Annotated in this window: 16 protein-coding genes and 1 tRNA gene; 4 read left to right on the top strand and 13 right to left on the bottom strand. The window is 48.7% G+C overall.

The window, feature by feature from the left end; all coding sequences use genetic code 11:
• The first annotated feature begins 170 nt into the window (after positions 1-170).
• The 4 genes from HZB61_12655 (at position 171) to HZB61_12640 (ending at position 3845) form a co-directional block, all read left to right on the top strand.
• Positions 171-710, top strand: a complete 540-nt coding sequence (locus HZB61_12655; GenBank protein ID MBI5057455.1) for a DUF502 domain-containing protein — start codon at positions 171-173, stop codon at positions 708-710.
• Between the two features lie 109 nt (positions 711-819).
• Entirely contained in the window at positions 820-1902 is a 1083-nt protein-coding gene (locus HZB61_12650) for a DUF1207 domain-containing protein (protein ID MBI5057454.1), read from the top strand.
• A gap of 1 nt (position 1903) precedes the next feature.
• The gene (locus HZB61_12645) at positions 1904-2416 is read left to right on the top strand and encodes a GDSL family lipase (protein ID MBI5057453.1); all 513 of its coding nucleotides are present in this window, start codon (positions 1904-1906) and stop codon (positions 2414-2416) included.
• 244 nt (positions 2417-2660) lie between these two features.
• Complete coding sequence (locus HZB61_12640) at positions 2661-3845, top strand: cytochrome C (protein ID MBI5057452.1); 1185 nt, start codon at positions 2661-2663, stop codon at positions 3843-3845.
• Between the two features lie 6 nt (positions 3846-3851).
• On the opposite strand, the gene HZB61_12635 is transcribed toward HZB61_12640, so the two are convergent.
• The 13 genes from HZB61_12635 to tuf form a co-directional block, all read right to left on the bottom strand.
• Positions 3852-4181: a hypothetical protein gene (locus HZB61_12635; protein MBI5057451.1), complete on the bottom strand. Its 330-nt coding sequence runs from the start codon at positions 4179-4181 to the stop codon at positions 3852-3854.
• Positions 4182-4269: 88 nt separating this feature from the next.
• Positions 4270-4761: a Mut7-C RNAse domain-containing protein gene (locus HZB61_12630; protein ID MBI5057450.1), complete on the bottom strand. Its 492-nt coding sequence runs from the start codon at positions 4759-4761 to the stop codon at positions 4270-4272.
• A gap of 235 nt (positions 4762-4996) precedes the next feature.
• Positions 4997-9079: a DNA-directed RNA polymerase subunit beta' gene (gene rpoC / locus HZB61_12625; GenBank protein ID MBI5057449.1), complete on the bottom strand. Its 4083-nt coding sequence runs from the start codon at positions 9077-9079 to the stop codon at positions 4997-4999.
• Between the two features lie 125 nt (positions 9080-9204).
• Positions 9205-13191, bottom strand: coding sequence for a DNA-directed RNA polymerase subunit beta (gene rpoB / locus HZB61_12620; protein MBI5057448.1), 3987 nt, complete (start codon positions 13189-13191; stop codon positions 9205-9207).
• 165 nt (positions 13192-13356) lie between these two features.
• Complete coding sequence (gene rplL, locus HZB61_12615) at positions 13357-13737, bottom strand: 50S ribosomal protein L7/L12 (protein MBI5057447.1); 381 nt, start codon at positions 13735-13737, stop codon at positions 13357-13359.
• Positions 13738-13841: 104 nt separating this feature from the next.
• Positions 13842-14366: a 50S ribosomal protein L10 gene (gene rplJ, locus HZB61_12610; GenBank protein ID MBI5057446.1), complete on the bottom strand. Its 525-nt coding sequence runs from the start codon at positions 14364-14366 to the stop codon at positions 13842-13844.
• Between the two features lie 256 nt (positions 14367-14622).
• Positions 14623-15312: a 50S ribosomal protein L1 gene (locus HZB61_12605; protein ID MBI5057445.1), complete on the bottom strand. Its 690-nt coding sequence runs from the start codon at positions 15310-15312 to the stop codon at positions 14623-14625.
• Positions 15313-15436: 124 nt separating this feature from the next.
• Positions 15437-15865 (bottom strand): 50S ribosomal protein L11, encoded by a 429-nt coding sequence (gene rplK, locus HZB61_12600; protein ID MBI5057444.1) that lies wholly within the window; start codon positions 15863-15865, stop codon positions 15437-15439.
• A gap of 113 nt (positions 15866-15978) precedes the next feature.
• Entirely contained in the window at positions 15979-16503 is a 525-nt protein-coding gene (gene nusG / locus HZB61_12595) for a transcription termination/antitermination protein NusG (protein MBI5057443.1), read from the bottom strand.
• An 8-nt stretch (positions 16504-16511) separates the two neighbouring features.
• Positions 16512-16697: a preprotein translocase subunit SecE gene (secE, locus tag HZB61_12590; GenBank protein MBI5057442.1), complete on the bottom strand. Its 186-nt coding sequence runs from the start codon at positions 16695-16697 to the stop codon at positions 16512-16514.
• A 127-nt stretch (positions 16698-16824) separates the two neighbouring features.
• Positions 16825-16901 (bottom strand) — tRNA-Trp (locus HZB61_12585).
• On the bottom strand, positions 16900-17052 hold the full coding sequence (gene rpmG, locus HZB61_12580) for a 50S ribosomal protein L33 (protein MBI5057441.1): 153 nt from the start codon (positions 17050-17052) through the stop codon (positions 16900-16902). The genes HZB61_12585 and rpmG overlap by 2 nt, the downstream gene beginning before the upstream one ends.
• 108 nt (positions 17053-17160) lie before the next feature.
• A partial coding sequence (gene tuf, locus HZB61_12575) for an elongation factor Tu (protein ID MBI5057440.1) occupies positions 17161-17323 on the bottom strand: 163 nt, incomplete at its 5' end.

The following is a 17323-nucleotide window of genomic DNA, read 5'->3' as shown; positions in this document are numbered from 1 at the left end:
CTTATTGATTGTAAAAGATTATGGTAAAGTATGACAAATAATATAATAACCACGGAGACACAGAGGCACAGAGGCACAGAGGAAGATCATATCCGTGTCTCCGTGACTCTGTGGTTCATTGAAGAAACTTTCAAGCAAACATAAATGAATAAGGAACCGGGAGGGCGCATATGAAAAAAATCACGAGATATTTTCTTGAGGGGCTTTTAGTGCTGGTCCCGCTGGCAGTAACGTTTTATGTTATTTATGTTGTCTTCATGAAGATTGACAGCATTTTTAAATTCAAGACACCGGGGCTCGGTTTCGCGGCAACTGTTATAACGATAACTTTGGTGGGATTTATTTCCTCAAACCTGCTGACAAAAAGACTGGTGCGCGCCCTCGAAAAGGCCTTCACCCGGCTGCCGTTCGTGAAGATGATCTACACGGCCATCAGGGATTTGACGAACGCGTTTGTCGGGGACAAGAAAAGTTTTAACAAACCGGTGCTGGTACAGCCTTCACCTCACAGCAACATCATGCTCATCGGCTTTATGACGAGGGAAAGCCTGGAGAATTTGGGTTTGACAGACAAGGTTGCCGTCTATCTTCCGCAGTCGTACAACTTTGCGGGGAACCTTATTATTGTATCAAAAGAGCAGGTAACGCCGTTATGCGCTGAAAGCGGTGACGTCATGTCATTCATTATATCGGGCGGGGTCGCGGCCTGACCCGGGGAAAGATTTTTGATGGATTTGTTAAAATAGGCTTCAATTTTTTTACCGGCCAACGCCGTGCAGTTTCATTATAAAGTTAATGTAAAAAGGCGGACTGAAAGATATGCATACTAATTACTGTCGTTTCCTGCAAGCTGTCATCATTTTTTGCGCATTGGTTTTATTAAGCGCGTCTCCGGTTTTCGCTGACGACGTCTTTATCAAAGGATATGCCTCAGCAGTACTCGAAAGGGAATTCGGCCTGGCCCCTGCCTCCCTTGATGTCAGAGACGGGACGATTATTTTGAGGTCTGAGGATATTACAAACGCCGACAGGGACAAGGTGGCGGCAGCATTATCAAAAATTAAAGGCGTTAAAGAGGTTATGATACAGGACGGAGCTCAGCCTGCCGCGCAACCTTTGGAAACGGAGCCGCCTGTCAGGCATACTGCCAATAATAAAGAGACGTTATTCGCCCCGTTGATCGCCGACCCGCGCTGGCCGCATTTCTCCATGTCTTATCAAAATTATCTGCATGATAAAGAATTCACTCATCTCTTTGCGGCGAGTTTTGGCGAGACACTTCCTTTATACACGGATGACGGGCTTTTCGGCGGACGGTGGCAGGTGGCGATTCAGGCCGCCGGTTTTATAATCCATGATCTGGACACTGCTTCATGGGACCTTATTAACGAAGATTACAGGGGAGGGGTCACATTCTTCTATCGCCGTAACGCCCTGTCGGGTCTTTTCAGTATTTACCATAACAGCTCTCATATCGGCGATGAGTTTATCCTCCACAATAATGTGGACAGGGAGAATTTCAGTTATGAGGCCGTGCAAACGATACTTTCGTATGACATTAAAGGACCGTACCGTGTTTACGGGGGCGTAGAATATATATTCAGCCCTGACCCTAAAGACCTCAAGCGCTGGGCGGTGCAATACGGGTTTGAATACAGAAGCCCCCGTGCGTATTTACACGGCTGGTTCAGGCCGGTCGCGGGAATTGATTTCAAGAACAGGCAGGAAAACAACTGGCACAATGAAACCTCATTGCGCATGGGCGTACAGCTTGAAAGTGAGAAGACCCTCTGGAACAAACTGCAGTTTATGATGGAGTATTACAACGGGAATTCCCCCAACGGGCAGTTTCATGACAATATCATTGAATTCGTAGCCCTGGGGGCCCACTTCTATTTCTGATATGAACGTCCTTTTTCTCGGGCATTCTCTTATAGAATTCTTTGACTGGCAGAAAAGATTTCCCCGGCACAACGTTGCAAACCTCGGCGTTGCCGGAGAGTCGGTAGAAGGACTGCTTGCAAGGACAGGGAGGACAATCGAGACACATCCTGACGCTGACCTGATTTTCATCATGACCGGGATCAACAATGTTGCAATGGAGGATTTTGATTTCCTCGGCCCCTACAGGCAGATAATAAATAAATTGTCCTCTGCTTATCCAAACGCCCGGACATTTATTCACAGCCTCCTGCCCGTCCTTGTAGATTTCATAGCGGATGAATCTATCAGGAGCGTAAACAGTTCCATCAAAGCCCTTGCCAAAGACACAGGTGTTGAATTTCTGGACCTGTATAAACTTTTTATTGATGATCAGGGGAAACCGGTAAAGGAATATTTGCTTGACGACGGCGTGCATCTGAGCGGTAAGGGATATGACGTGTGGTGCGGGGAGCTGGCACAAATTATTCTGTGAGGCCTGTAGTATAAAATATTCGCTCCATTTTCTATCAATACCTTCTGTCGCTCCCCCGGGCCTTTTTATATCCTGAAAACCTGCCGCCGCCTCTTCAGTTCACTGATGCGAATACCGATAGAATGTTAGAAAGAAATTTCAGCGGCAATGGCACGGATAATATATCCGGATATAAAACTTCTTGTTAAGCCGGTTGTTTTGTGATATTTATTCTATATAGTGCTTGCAAGAGGTCATAAGAAAAATGAAGAAAGCACTAAGCATATTATCAGCCTTCATAACGGCAACCCTGATCACTTTTATGCTGTCAGGATTTGTTTATGCGTTTCACGAAGGCGGAGTGGGCTACTGCGAGGGATGTCATATACAGCACAATCCTGAGATCGCACAGATTAATGACACAGACCTGAATGCCAATGCAAGAATGTACATGCTCAGGGGTCCAGACCCAAGCTCCACCTGCCTGCTCTGTCATGCCGGGCAGGGCAAATTGTACAATGTGTTAAGCGGCGACGGTTCGATATACACTCCCGGCGGGGATTTCTACTGGCTGAAAAAGACCTTTACATTCATTGTCAACAATATGCCGTACAAAAGCGATGGAGACAGCCACGGTCACAATGTTGTCGCATCCGATTACGGCCTGCGTGAGGACCAGGCCATGACCTCCGCATCGGGAGGCGTGTATTCCGCAGCCGCAATGGGATGCACGAGCTGTCATAATGCGCACGGAACAACAACAGGGAATTCCGGCAACACCCGCGCAATTTCCATCTCCGGCTCCTATGGAGAAACAGCGCCTGACGGGACGATCGCAGGCAATTTCAGACTGCTTGGCGGGGCCGGCTATAGCGGCGGCAATCAGGCCGGCGTTGCATTTATCTATCCTGCTCCGGTTGCTGTTGCAAATTCAAAAAACTGGACCGAGACAGACTCTAATCACACGGCCTACGGCTCCGGCATGTCCGAATGGTGCGGGAATTGTCACAGTGATCTTTTGAGTAGCGGCAACAAACACCCTGCAGACAACAGCTCAAAACTGGGCAGCGCTGTCATTTCCAACTATAATTCATACGTAAGAACCGGAGATGTGTCCGGCATAAAGGCAACCGCTTATCTGTCGTTGGTGCCGTTTGAATCAGGCACAACAGACAAGACCCTTCTTGACCCGTCAAGCACATCGGGGCCTGACATGGGCGGAAATGCAAATGTCATGTGCCTGACTTGTCACAGGGCCCATGCCGCAGCGTTTCAGCATCTCGGCAGGTGGGATTTTCAGACTACTTTCCTTGCCGATTCACATCCGCAGGAAGGTGACGGCGGCGTAACCGGAAATGAGATAACGCACAGCTACTATGGCAGGAATATCGTTGCCGAATTTGGCGGCTATCAGAGGCAGCTCTGCAATAAATGTCACCAGCGTGATTAGTTTTGGTTATCGTGATGAGGCCTTGGGCTGAAATTCACTGACTTCAACTTTTCCGTATTCGGATTTATAAAAATAAAATGTCTTCTTGAAGCTTTCCCGCTCAGGGAGGGTTATCTGAAACAATATGGAGTAGCACTCACATTCCTTGATATAACCACCGCGCATTAAGATCTCGACGTCAGCCTGTTTCCCTTCATAGTAGAAAAGGTAGTAATTCTTGACAAGCTCAACCGCCTCTTCATCTGACGGCGACCAGGAGCAGGAATACACAATGCACAATAGAAAAATTACCGCAACAAGCTTTATGGCCCTTTTTCCCATTTTCACCTTAACCATTCAAATCCCGTGTGCTGCTTTTAGCCTCAAGTATATCAGATATGAAAAACAAATCAACAACACCTTATGCATGCGTCTCTTTCAATACTTAAATTATCTCCAACAGCTTCCTCTTCAGCTTCTCAGGGTGAGTCCCCCGCCAGTAATACTTCCCGCATTCAGGACAATGTTTAAACTTCTCAGAAGTCTGATAGACGTATTCAGGCACATGCGGCTTCACCTGTTCTTTGGAGATATCTTCGAGGGTAGTATTACAGAGGGAACATCTGCTGTAGATAACGGGCCGGTCAACTCCGCCCTCAGCGGATTGCTCAACCGGGTGAATGTTAAACGCGGCAAGGACTTTTTTTAATTGTTCAAAGGGATCGTTCTCGTGCAAAAGGAGAAATTCTTTCACCCCCCTTCGCTTGACAAGCCTGGTGTCTCTGGTGAGAAGAACACGGTTTTCTTCCCTCGCGGTCCGTAAGAGAAGGCTGTCTTCAATAACGGGAAAATAGAGAGTGTCGCACCCAAGCAGCCTCAGCCATCTTGCAAGCCGTCCCAGCATTGAATCGGCAATGAATTTCATCTTGTCAGCCATAGATCAAAGCGAATTACACAGATAACGACAATTAACACTGTGTGTATGGTGAACTCTGTTCCTGTCATTCCCGCAAGCAAAGCGCGTCGGGAATCTTCTGATAGGCAGATTCCGGACAAGCCGGAATGACATTTTATCTTTTTAATTATCTCATTTTTAAATTAAAAAGAAAGGGGCGGGTTTAAAACCCGCCCCTGCATTGATCTGTGTCAATCTGTGAAATCCGCGGCTTAACTTAATCCGCTTCTGTTTCCACGTATGTCGCTTTGTACATCTCCGTGCCTGTGCCTGCGGGGATGAGTCTGCCCATGATGATGTTTTCTTTCAGTCCTCTCAGGTCATCCTGTAATCCATTGATGGCGGCTTCTGTCAGGACCCGCGTGGTCTCCTGGAATGAGGCGGCGGATATAAAGCTCTCTGTGGACAGAGACGCTTTGGTGATGCCTAACAGCAGGGGCTTTGCCTGTGACGGCTTTCCCTTCTGTTTCAGCACCCTCTTGTTCTCTTCCTCAAATACGATCTTGTCTACCTGCTCGCCTACGAGGAAGTCCGTGTCGCCTGCTTCCTCTATCCTCACCTTTTTCATCATCTGCCTGACAACAACTTCAATATGTTTGTCATTGATCGCAACGCCCTGAAGCCTGTACACCTTCTGCACTTCATCCACAAGATATCTCTGGAGCTCGTTAGGCCCGAGTATCTCAAGGATGTTGTGCGGGTTTATCGACCCGTCCATCAGCGGCTCTCCGGCCTTTACCCAGTCGCCTTCATGGACGCTCAGGTGTTTGCCTTTCGGGATGAAATATTCCCTTGAGTCGGCGCCGCCTTTGACAACCACTATTCTCATGCCTTTGTGGAAACCTCTGAACTCGACAACGCCGTCAATTTCGCTGACGATTGCCTGTTCCTTGGGCTTTCTCGCCTCAAACAGTTCCGCAACCCTCGGCAGACCGCCCGTGATGTCCTTTGTCTTTGTGGTTTCCCTGGGTATCTTCGCTATAACGTCTCCGGGATGGACAATGGACCCCTTGTCAACAAGGACGTGAGCGCCTGACGGCAGCAGGTAACGCGCAATGTTGTTGGTCCCGGGGATCTTTATGGTTGCCTTGCTCTGTTCATCTTTAATTGAAATCCTCGGCCTCATGTGGGCAGGATATTCGATGATAACTTTGTGATGAAGTCCCGTGACCTCGTCAACTTCCTCCTTGACCGACACGCCTTCGGCTATGTCGCCAAGGGCGATCCTTCCGCCGACTTCGGTGATGATCGGGATTGAATACGGGTCCCACTCAACAAGCAGCTGCCCGGCTTCCACCTTCTGGCCGTTTTTAACTTTTAATCTCGCACCGTATACGACAGAGTATTTTTCTCTTTCTCTTCCTTTTGCGTCAATAACGGCGATGCTGCCGTTACGGTTCATGACAACGAGACCGCCTTCCCTGTTTTTGACTGTTGCAAGGTCAATGAACTTGACCGACCCGCTGTTTTTGGCCTCAAGGATGGTCTGCTCAACCAGCCTTGTTGCGGTACCGCCAATATGGAAGGTCCTCATTGTAAGCTGCGTTCCGGGCTCGCCGATGGACTGTGCCGCGATTATTCCAACGGCCTCTCCGGTCTCAACTATTTCGCCCCTGCCGAGGTCTCTGCCGTAACACTTCTTGCATACCCCGTGCCGCGCCTCGCAGGTCAAAACCGAACGTATCATTACCCTGTCAATACCCGCCTGGACTATTTTCTGCGCGATTTCGTCGTCGATCTCCTGCCCCTGAGGCACGATCTTTTCCTTTGTTACCGGGTCCTTTATATCTTCAGCGGTGGTCCTGCCGAAGATCCTCTCTTCAATGGGCTCGATGATCTCGCCGCCTTCAACAAGGCTTGACAGGAAGATGCCGTTATTGGTGCCGCAGTCATCTTCCATTATGATCACATCCTGCGTGACGTCAACAAGCCTTCTTGTAAGGTATCCTGAGTTGGCTGTTTTCAATGCCGTATCAGCGAGACCTTTTCTTGCGCCGTGCGTTGAGATGAAGTACTGAAGGGGAGTCAGTCCCTCTCTGAAATTCGCGGTGATCGGGGTCTCGATGATCTCGCCTGAGGGCTTTGCCATGAGACCTCTCATTCCGGCAAGCTGCCTTAACTGCGCGGCTGAGCCTCTGGCGCCTGAGTCAGCCATCATGAAGATGTTATTGAACGAGCGTCTTTCCTTAAGCTCATCTTCAGTCAACTTATGCACGTCTTCAACATCTTCCGCGCCAAGCTCCCTCATCATTTCATCGGCGATCTTCTCAGTGACTTCCGCCCAGATGTCAATGACCTTATTGTAGCGTTCGCCGTTTGTGATAAGACCGTCGGCATACTGCCTCTGGACGTCCATGACTTCCTGCTCCGCATTTTTTATGAATTCGGGCTTCTTGCTCGGGATGTGCATGTCGTCTATGCAGATAGAGGCGCCTGATACGGTCGCGTAACGGAAACCGAGTTTTTCAATGTTGTCGAGGAATATGACCGTGGGCTTTTTGCCGAGCCTTTTATAACAGTACTCAACAAGCTTCCCGACTTCCTTCTTTGTCATTTCCTTGTTGACCATATTAAACGGAACGCCGTCCGGCAATATTTCACATAGTATCATGCGTCCTGTCGTGGTCTCAAGAACAGCGCCGTCCTTCTTTACTCTTATATTTGCATGTACGTCAATTACACCGGCGTCATACGCGACTCTTACTTCTTCAGGGCCTGAGAACAGTTTTCCCTCTCCCTTTACGTTTTTCCTGGATTTTGTCAGATAATAGATGCCAAGCACCATGTCCTGCGTAGGCGTCGCAATGGGCTTGCCGCTTGCGGGGCTGAGGATATTATTTATGGACATCATCAGCACCCGCGCCTCGATCTGTGCCTCTATCGAGAGAGGCACATGCACTGCCATCTGGTCGCCGTCAAAGTCCGCGTTGAAGGCCGTGCAGACAAGCGGATGAAGTTTTATTGCCTTGCCCTCTACGAGCACCGGGTCAAACGCCTGCATTCCAAGCCTGTGAAGGGTCGGCGCCCTGTTCAACAACACCGGGTGTTCGGCGATGACCTCGTCAAGACAATCCCAGATAATGTCCTCGCCTCTTTCAACTAATTTCTTTGCGGCCTTGATCGTGGTGACAACGCCTTTCTCTTCAAGCTTGCTGAATATGTAAGGCTTGAACAATTCAAGCGCCATCATCTTTGGAAGCCCGCACTGGTGCAGCCTGAGCTCCGGGCCTACAACGACAACTGAACGGCCTGAATAGTCAACCCTCTTTCCGAGCAGGTTCTGCCTGAAGCGTCCCTGCTTTCCTTTTATCATGTCGCTAAGTGATTTCAGCGGCCTCTTTGTCGTGGCTTTTAAAACTCTGCTTCTCCTGCCGTTGTCAAAGAGCGCGTCAACGGCTTCCTGGAGCATCCTTTTTTCATTGCGGATGATAACGCTTGGGGCGTTCAGCTCCATAAGCCGCTTAAGCCTGTTGTTCCTGTTTATCACCCTTCTGTAAAGATCATTAAGGTCCGATGTTGCGAACCTGCCGCCTTCAAGCGGGACCAGCGGGCGAAGGTCGGGAGGAAGGACCGGGATGACGTCCATAATCATCCATTCAGGTTTGTTGCCTGACTTTCTGAACGCCTCAACAACTCTCAGGCGTTTTGTGAGTTTCCTCTTTATGCCGAGAGATGTGGTCGCGTGCATCTTTGTTCTCAGTTCTTTTGCGAGATCATCAAGGTTTATGTTCCTGAGAAGTTCCTTAACCGCCTCTGCGCCTATGCCGGCCCTGAACTTGTCGCCGAACTCCTGCACGTGTTTTCTGTATTCTTCGTCGGTGAGCAGGTCTCTGTCCTTCAGTTTCGTCTCGCCCGGGTCAATGATCACATAGCTCTCAAAATAGAGCACCTTCTCAAGCATACGCATGGTCATGTCAAGGAGCGTTCCTATCCTTGACGGAATGCCTTTTAAAAACCATATGTGCGCTACTGGAGTTGCAAGCTCAATGTGGCCGAGCCTTTCGCGTCTCGCCTTTGCCTGAATGACCTCAACTCCGCACTTGTCGCATACCACTCCCCTGTGTTTCATCCTTTTGTATTTCCCGCATATACATTCCCAGTCTTTGACCGGTCCGAATATCTTCGCACAAAAGAGTCCGTCCCTTTCGGGCTTGAATGTACGGTAATTTATTGTTTCGGGCTTTTTTACCTCGCCGTAGGACCAGGCCCTTATCTTTTCCGGAGAGGCAAGCTTTATCCTTATTGCCTCAAACTCCGTCGGATTCTTCGGCTTTTCAAATATTGAATATATATCTTCCACTTAAAAACCCCCTTATAGGTTTATTGAAAATTACTGAGACCCTCTGTTGTCTTCCGTAAGGGCGGGTTTAAAACCCGCCCCTGCAAAGAAGGGTTTATTTTGCAATTTGCATTTCATATGCTTAATTATTTTTTCTTGCCTCCGGCAACCGCTTTGCGTTTCTCAACTTTCTCGCCGCCGTTTTTGCCTTTTTCCGGGAATATCTTTTCCTCTAAGAGGTCTACGTCAAGGCCGAGACTCTGAAGCTCCTTGATCAAGACGTGAAAAGACTCAGGCACTCCGGGTTCAAGGTTGACGTCTCCTTTAACGATCGCCTCATACACCCTCGCCCTGCCGGTGACGTCATCGCTCTTTACGGTGAGAAATTCCTGGAGCGTGTATGCAGCGCCGTATGCCTCAAGCGCCCAGACTTCCATCTCCCCGAGCCTCTGTCCGCCGAACTGCGCCTTGCCGCCAAGAGGCTGCTGTGTAACGAGCGAGTAAGGTCCTATTGAACGGGCGTGGATCTTGTCTTCAACAAGGTGATGGAGTTTCATGATATACATGTAACCGACCGTGATGGGCTTCTGAAAAGGCTGCCCGGTCTTTCCGTCAAATAAAGTGATCTGGCCGCTTGCTGGAAGGCCAGCTTCTTTTAAGAGCGCCTTGATCTCACGTTCGCTTGCGCCTTCAAAAACCGGCGTTGCCACATACAGGTTCAGGGTCTTTGCGGCCCATCCAAGATGCGTCTCAAGCACCTGCCCGACGTTCATTCGTGATGGAACACCGAGGGGATTAAGGATCACATCAACAGGCGTTCCGTCCGGAAGATACGGCATGTCCTCTTCGGGGACCACGATTGAAATGACCCCCTTGTTCCCGTGCCTTCCAGCCATCTTGTCGCCGACCTGGATCTTTCTCTTCATGGCGATATATACCTTCACGACCTTGAGGACCCCGGGGGGAAGCTCGTCTCCCTTTTTAAACTGCTCCATCTTCCTCTCGAACTCGGCCTCAAGCTTCTTTATCTGCCCTGCTGTTTCATCTTCGATCAGTTTAAGCTGCTCCCTTTTTTCAGGGTCCAGCAGTCTTACCTTGCGAAGGGCCTTGTCGGGAATACTCTCAAGTATTTTTTCGGTAATCTTTTTCCCGGCTTCACACAGGACGTCTTTGATTCCGGTGACCCTTATCTCCTCCGCCGTTTTTTCGTTAAGCAGGAGCTCTCTCATTTTCTTGTAACTATTTTCCCTGAGTATCCTGTTCTCTTCATCAAGGACCTGCTGCATCTTTTCTATCTTGTCCTCTTCAATGGACTTGGTGCGCTTGTCTTTTGAAGCGCCCTTTCTCGTGAACACCTTTACATCTAAAACCGTTCCTTCAATTCCGGGCGGGACATAAAGGCAATTCTCCCTCACCTCTTCAGCCTTCTCGCCGAAAATGGCCCTGAGCAGTTTTTCCTCAGGGGTCAACTGGGTCTCGCTCTTCGGGGTGACCTTGCCGACGAGGATGTCGCCGGGTTTGACCTGCGCCCCGGTCCTGATTATTCCGCTTTCATCAAGGTCTTTGAGCGCTTCCTCTCCGATATTCGGGATGTCTCTTGTTATTTCTTCGGGCCCGAGCTTCGTCTCTCTTGCCTCTATCAAAAATTCCTCAATGTGGATCGAGGTGAATACGTCGTCTTTTACAAGGCGTTCGCTGAGGATTATGGCGTCCTCAAAGTTGTACCCTCCCCACGGCATGAAGGCCACAAGCACATTCTTGCCGAGGGCGAGCTCCCCTTTATCAGTGGCGGGGCCGTCCGCGATTACCTGGTTCTTCTTTACCTTCTGTCCGGCAACGACAATGGGTTTCTGGTTGACGCAGGTGGCCTGGTTGGACCTGTAAAATTTGACCAGGTAATACACATCCACTCCGCCGTCATCGCATCTGACGATTATCTTTGCGGCGTCAACGGATTCAACAACTCCCGCCCTCTTTGCCGCTATAACAACGCCTGAGTCTCTCGCGGCCACTGCCTCAACTCCGGTGCCGACGCGCGGGGCGTCTGTCTGAAGCAGCGGCACAGCCTGCCTCTGCATGTTGGAGCCCATCAGCGCCCTGTTGGCGTCGTCGTTTTCAAGGAACGGGATTAACGACGCGGAGACACTGACTATCTGCTTTGGCGAAACGTCCATGTATTCCACTTCCTGCGGGGTGACCAATTTAAAATCGCCGCCGATCCTCGCGGACACGGTCTCGCCGATAATGTTGCCTTTTTCATCCATCGGAGAGGTCGCCTGCGCAATGACATGGGTCTCCCCCTCGATGGCGGAGAGGTAAACCACTTCGTTTGTGACCCTTCCGTTCTGGACTTTCCTGTACGGCGATTCAATAAAGCCGTAGTCGTTGACCCTTGCGTACGATGCAAGAGAAGTGATGAGGCCGATGTTCGGGCCTTCAGGAGTTTCTACGGGACAGATACGTCCGTAGTGAGTGGGATGCACGTCCCTGACTTCAAAGCCAGCCCTCTCTCTTGTCAAACCTCCGGGCCCGAGTGCGCTCAATCTCCTCTTGTGAGTTATCTCGGACAGCGGGTTTGTCTGGTCCATGAACTGGCTGAGCTGGCTTGAGCCGAAAAATTCTTTTATGACCGCTATAACGGGTTTCGCGTTGATAAGGTCATGCGGCATGGCGGTCTCAAGCTCCGTGAGGGTCATCTTTTCCTTGATCGCCCTTTCCATTCTTACAAGTCCGATCCTGAACTGGTTTTCAAGCAGTTCTCCCACCGCCCTTATCCTTCTGTTGCCGAGGTGATCAATGTCATCCACATCGCCTTTGGCGGCCCTGAGGTCGAAGAGATAGCGAAGGATCTCTATAATGTCTTTATCGGTCAGGACCCTGTTCTCCAGGGGGATGTCGAGCCCCAGCCGTTTGTTAAGCTTGAGCCTGCCGACCTCCGACAGGTCGTATCTTTTCGGATCAAAAAACAGTCCCTCAAAGAGCACCTTCGCATCATGAATTGAAGGCGGCTCTCCTGGCCTGAGCTTTTTATAAATCTCTATCAATGCCTCGTCTGTAGTGCCTACTTTGTCCAATAATAAAGTGTCTCTCAGTGACGGAAGATATCTGATGCCGTCAATGTACAGCAGGTGGAGCGAAGGGATTTTCATGGCCACTATTTTTTCCATGACCTGCTCTTTTATCTCTTCATTGCTCTCTAATATGACCTCGCCTGTCTCAGGGTCTATTATGTCATTCAGCGTTACCCTGCCGATGAGCTCTTCTTTCAGGATGGATATCTCTTTAACATTCGCGGCCTCCATCTTTTTAATGGCCGACCTCGTTATCCTGCCGCCTTCCTTTACGATCACTTCCTCAGTCTTGGGGTCTACAATGCTTTTAAAGGCCTTGGAGCCGACAAGCACTTCGCTGACCTTGCGGGTGGCGACGCCGTTCTTTATTGTTATCTCCTCTATCGGATAGTAGATCTTAAGGATCTGCTCTTCCGTGTAGCCGAGCGCTTTAAGGATAATTGTGGCATGAAGTTTTTTACGGCGGTCAATCCTCACATAAAGGGTGTCTTTGGTGTCGAATTCAAAATCAAACCATGAACCCCTTGCAGGTATTATCCTCGCCGAAAAGAGCACCTTGCCGACCGGGGATTTGCCTTTGTCATGACTGAAGAATATTCCGGGGGAACGATGGAGCTGGCTGACAACGACTCTTTCAACGCCGTTGATTACGAACGTGCCCGTGTCGGTCATCAGCGGAAGCTCTCCAAGATAAACCTCCTGCTCCCTGGACTCTTTTAACCGCTTCTTGCCCGACTCCCCTTTCTCCCACAGGTTCAGCTTGACCCTTATCTTCAGAGGGGCGGCAAAATTAATGCCCTTGTCAAGGGACTCCCTCAGATCGTATTTTGGTCTGCCGATTATGTATTCAATGAATTCAATGGATGAGGTCTCATTGTAATCGGTGATGGGGAATACGCTGCTGAATGCCGCCTGCAATCCATATTCGTCCCTTTTTTCAGACGGGACATTTTCCTGCAGGAAACGCTCAAACGAACGCTTCTGTATCTCAATGAGATTCGGGATCGCGAGTATCTCCGGTATCTTCCCAAAGTTTTTTCTTACCCTTAAAGCTTCTGCCATAATTCTCCTTTTTCAGAACACAGTAAACAGATCTCGTAACACGGGCAGAGAAAACATTTCGGATTTCGGACTGCTACTGCGGATTCGTTGAAACTAAAATCCGGAATCGCAAATCCGAAACCTGAATGTCCGTGTTTCATATCCGGTGCTCTTTATTTCTTAAATTTATTTCAATTCTACTTTTGCGCCCTGCTCTTCAAGCTTTGCCTTAATGGCCTCTGCCTCTTCCTTGGACACGCCGGTCTTTACCGGTTTCGGCGCTCCGTCAACAAGGTCTTTTGCCTCTTTGAGTCCGAGGCTTGTAAGCTCTCTGACAACCTTGATGACCTGGATCTTTTTGTCTCCTGCTGCGGCGAGGACAACATCAAAACTCGTTTTCTCTTCCGCTGCTGCGGCTGCTGCCGGGGCTGCCCCTGCTGCTGCTACTGCAACCGGCGCTGCTGCCGAAACTCCGTAGCGTGTTTCAAAATCCTTAATGAACTCCGACATCTCCAATATGGTCATTTTATCAATAAACTCAAACACCTGATCTTTTGTTGCAGACATCTTTAAATCCTCCTTAAATTCTTCAGTGTTAAGTGACAGTGTCGGTGTCAGTATTTTGTTCTGACACTAATCACTGACACTTCTATTTAGTGTTAGTGTTTTTTTTACCCACGTTTCTGTTTTAATGCTTCCATCGCATACGCAAACTGCGAGAGCGTTGCATTCAATAATCTTGCAAGCTTGCTCACAGGCGCCTGCATGGCCCCGGCGAGCATGGCCAACTGGATCTCTCTCGACGGTAATGCCGAGATAGTCTTCAGCGCGTCAAGATTGTAAACTCCGCCCTCGATAAGACCGCCCTTTATCTGCAGCTTCTCGTTAGTCTTGCTGTATTCAAGCACTTTCTTTACGAGAAGCACAGGGTCGTCATAACCGATGGCGATTCCTACGGGCCCTGAAAAATTATCTTTTGCAGCTTCTACAGATGTTCCCTTTGCGGCTATCTTGGCAAGCGTGTTCTTGACAACTTTGAATTCCAGCGCGGCAGATCTCAGGCTGTTTCTTAAACCTGAGATCTCTTCGACGGTTAGCCCCCGGTACTCAGTAAATACAACTCCCTTTGCCTTCTGAAATTTGTCCTGAAGCTCTGAAACTGCTATTTTCTTCTCTCCCTTATTCAGCTCTTTCACCCCTTTCTTTCTATCAGAGACTCCCGAAAACTGAAAAGTCAGGAGTTAAGAGTTTGCGTTAAGAGTTAAAAATACTAAACACATTGCATCAACTCTCAATTGCTCACTTTCAACTATCAACTTGCTTCCGGTCTGTGCGGGCTGAGAGGTCTTCACTCAATTATACTGTCCCGAACTGGAACAGCACCCGCGGTCTCTGACCTATTTTTAAAAATTTCAGCAGGGGCGGGTTTCAAACCCGCCCCTACCAACACATTTATACAGTTGCCACACTGGCAACGTTTATTGAAACTCCAACTCCCATCGTAGATGAGATGGATATTTTTTTAAGATATTTCCCTTTGCTCGAAGACGGCTTTGCCTTTTCAATGGCCCTTATAACGGCTTTGGCATTGTCCAGGAGTTTATCGCCGTCAAACGACACCTTGCCGATTGAAACGTGAACGACTCCGGCCTTTTCCGTTCTGTAGTCGGCTTTACCGGCCATTAAATCTTTTACCGCCTTGCCTACGTCAAACGTAACGGTCCCCGACTTCGGGTTGGGCATGAGCCCTCTTGGTCCGAGGACTTTTCCAAGCTTGCCGACAACACCCATGATGTCAGGCGTTGCAACCACCTTGTCAAAGTCAAGCCATCCGCCGTTGATCTTCTCCAGCATGTCCTCTGCCCCTACAAAATCAGCGCCGGCGCTTGTTGCTTCCATCGCTTTTTCACCCTTTGCGAAAACAAGCACTCTGACCTTTTTCCCAAGCCCGTGAGGCAGCACAACGCTTCCTCTTATCATCTGGTCTGACTTTTTGGGGTCTACGCCGAGGTTCATTGCCAGGTCAACTGTCTCATCAAATTTTGTATGAGCAAGCTGTTTGACAAGATCAACCGCTTCCTTGATATCGTATTGTTTTGTACTATCTATTTTTTCTTTTGCGCTGCTGTGTTTTTTATTCATTCCGCCTCCAAATATATATTAGTTCTGTCATTCCGGCAGTCCTTAAGCCGGAATCCAGTTCGTATTTTCTGGATTCCCGTTTTCACGGGAATGACGAACCGGTAATTTATAAACAATCACTACCCTATTCTACTATATCAACTCCCATGCTCCTGGCAGTGCCCTTGATGGTGTTAACGGCCTTCTCAAGACTGAATGCGTTAAGGTCAGGCATTTTTGTCTTTGCAATTTCCCTGACCTGGTCCATTGTGAGCTTGCCGACTTTGTCCTTGTTGGGCGTGCTCGAACCTTTAATTATACCTGCCGCCTTCTTGATTAGTTCAGACGCGGGAGGGGTTTTAAGGATAAATGTGAACGAGCGGTCTTTGTAGATCGTAAGCACAACCGGAATGATCGTATCTCCCAAAGCCTGGGTCTGGGCGTTAAACGCCTTGCAGAAATCCATAATATTAATTCCATGAGGGCCGAGCGCCGGACCTATTGGCGGGGCAGGGTTTGCCTTTCCTGCCGTTACCTGAAGTTTTACCTGTGCTGTTATTTCCTTCTGTGCCATCTATCTATACCTCCAATAATATCAACATCCGCAGACCTCACAGATTACGCAGATAAAAAATTATTTTTACAAGCAGGCATCTGTTGTTATCTGTGTAATCTGTGGATTAATTTTTATGTTTTCTCCACCTGCATGAAGTTTAATTCAACCGGCGTTGACCTGCCGAATATTGTAACCATAACTTTCAGTTTATTATGAACGTTGTCGACTTCATCAACAAACCCGTTGAAGTTGACAAAAGCGCCGTCCATTATCCTTACGGCATCGCCCCTTTCAAACTGTGTCTTGATCTGGGTGGAAGGGCCTTTTTCTATCTGCTGGACAATAACGTCCATTTCTTCAGGGTGCAAAGGCGTCGGCTTTTCCCCTCCGACAAATCCGGTGACCCTCGGGGTGCTGTTTACAAGATGCCACGTATCATCATCAAGGTCCATCTCAATGAGAATATATCCCGGATAAAACTTTTTCGTGGTTTCCTTTTTCTTCCCCGCCTTAAGTTCCACGACTTTTTCCGTGGGGATCAAAATCTGTCCGACCTTGTCTTCCTGACCTCTTCGCTGGGCGTTGTCCTTGATACTTGTCTTGACCTTTTCTTCAAACCCTGAATAAGTATGCACTACATACCACTGTTTCGCCATAAATTCTCCTACTTTACTACCATGCCAATCAGCTTGGAAAGCAGCAAGTCAATTAGTCCTAAAAATATTGATATGATAAATACCATCGCAAGCACAACTTTTGTTGAACCAATCACTTCATCCTTTCCAGGGAATACCACCTTCTTCAGTTCAACCTTTACTTCTCTGAAAAATTCTTTTATCCTCTCTAACATTTTCTTATTTCCTTATCTTTGTTAAACCCGGTTTAAAAAACTCCCAGGCGCTTACCGTTACAAATTAATACCCTTGCCATTTTTCATCCCGGCTGAAAAGACCGGCGCGCTTTCAAACGGGCTCAAATGGCAGGCCAGGAGGGATTCGAACCCCCAACCCTCGGATTTGGAGTCCGACGCTCTAGCCGTTAGAGCTACTGGCCTACGCCTTTGTCTCTTTGTGATCAACATGCTTTCTGCAATGTTTACAATACTTCTTCAGGGCAAGCTTTTCGGTCGTGTTTTTTTTATTCTTAGTGGTCGTGTAATTCTTGCCTTTGCAGCTGGTGCATTGTAAAAGTACGATGTCCTGCATTTAAATCCGTTCTCCTTATCTATCTTTTCTCTGTCACCCTGAACTTGTTTCAGGGTCTCTCAATCTCAATAGATGCTGAAACAGGTTCAGCATGACAATAAGCGGTATTTACTCAACAACCTCTGTCACGACTCCGGCGCCTACTGTCCTGCCGCCTTCTCTCACCGCAAACCTCAATTCCTTCTCCATTGCTATCGGTGTTATCAGCTCTATCTCCATCGTCACGTTGTCTCCGGGCATTACCATCTCCACTCCCGTCGGAAGCTTCGCT

It is taken from the genome of Nitrospirota bacterium (assembly GCA_016214845.1).
GTDB lineage: Bacteria > Nitrospirota > Thermodesulfovibrionia > UBA6902 > UBA6902 > SURF-23.
Note: the sequence above shows the minus strand (reverse complement) of the source record. Positions and strands in the feature narration are given on the sequence as shown.

Bases quoted from the DNA above. Each gene is read 5' to 3' on its own strand.
- HZB61_12655 (MBI5057455.1), top strand. From the start codon at position 171: ATGAAAAAAATCACGAGATATTTTCTTGAGGGGCTTTTAGTGCTGGTC.
- HZB61_12650 (MBI5057454.1), top strand. From the start codon at position 820: ATGCATACTAATTACTGTCGTTTCCTGCAAGCTGTCATCATTTTTTGC.
- HZB61_12645 (MBI5057453.1), top strand. From the start codon at position 1,904: ATGAACGTCCTTTTTCTCGGGCATTCTCTTATAGAATTCTTTGACTGG.
- HZB61_12640 (MBI5057452.1), top strand. From the start codon at position 2,661: ATGAAGAAAGCACTAAGCATATTATCAGCCTTCATAACGGCAACCCTG.
- HZB61_12635 (MBI5057451.1), bottom strand. From the start codon at position 4,181: ATGGTTAAGGTGAAAATGGGAAAAAGGGCCATAAAGCTTGTTGCGGTA.
- HZB61_12630 (MBI5057450.1), bottom strand. From the start codon at position 4,761: ATGGCTGACAAGATGAAATTCATTGCCGATTCAATGCTGGGACGGCTT.
- rpoB (MBI5057448.1), bottom strand. From the start codon at position 13,191: ATGGCAGAAGCTTTAAGGGTAAGAAAAAACTTTGGGAAGATACCGGAG.
- rplL (MBI5057447.1), bottom strand. From the start codon at position 13,737: ATGTCTGCAACAAAAGATCAGGTGTTTGAGTTTATTGATAAAATGACC.
- HZB61_12605 (MBI5057445.1), bottom strand. From the start codon at position 15,312: ATGAATAAAAAACACAGCAGCGCAAAAGAAAAAATAGATAGTACAAAA.
- rplK (MBI5057444.1), bottom strand. From the start codon at position 15,865: ATGGCACAGAAGGAAATAACAGCACAGGTAAAACTTCAGGTAACGGCA.
- nusG (MBI5057443.1), bottom strand. From the start codon at position 16,503: ATGGCGAAACAGTGGTATGTAGTGCATACTTATTCAGGGTTTGAAGAA.
- secE (MBI5057442.1), bottom strand. From the start codon at position 16,697: ATGTTAGAGAGGATAAAAGAATTTTTCAGAGAAGTAAAGGTTGAACTG.
- rpmG (MBI5057441.1), bottom strand. From the start codon at position 17,052: ATGCAGGACATCGTACTTTTACAATGCACCAGCTGCAAAGGCAAGAAT.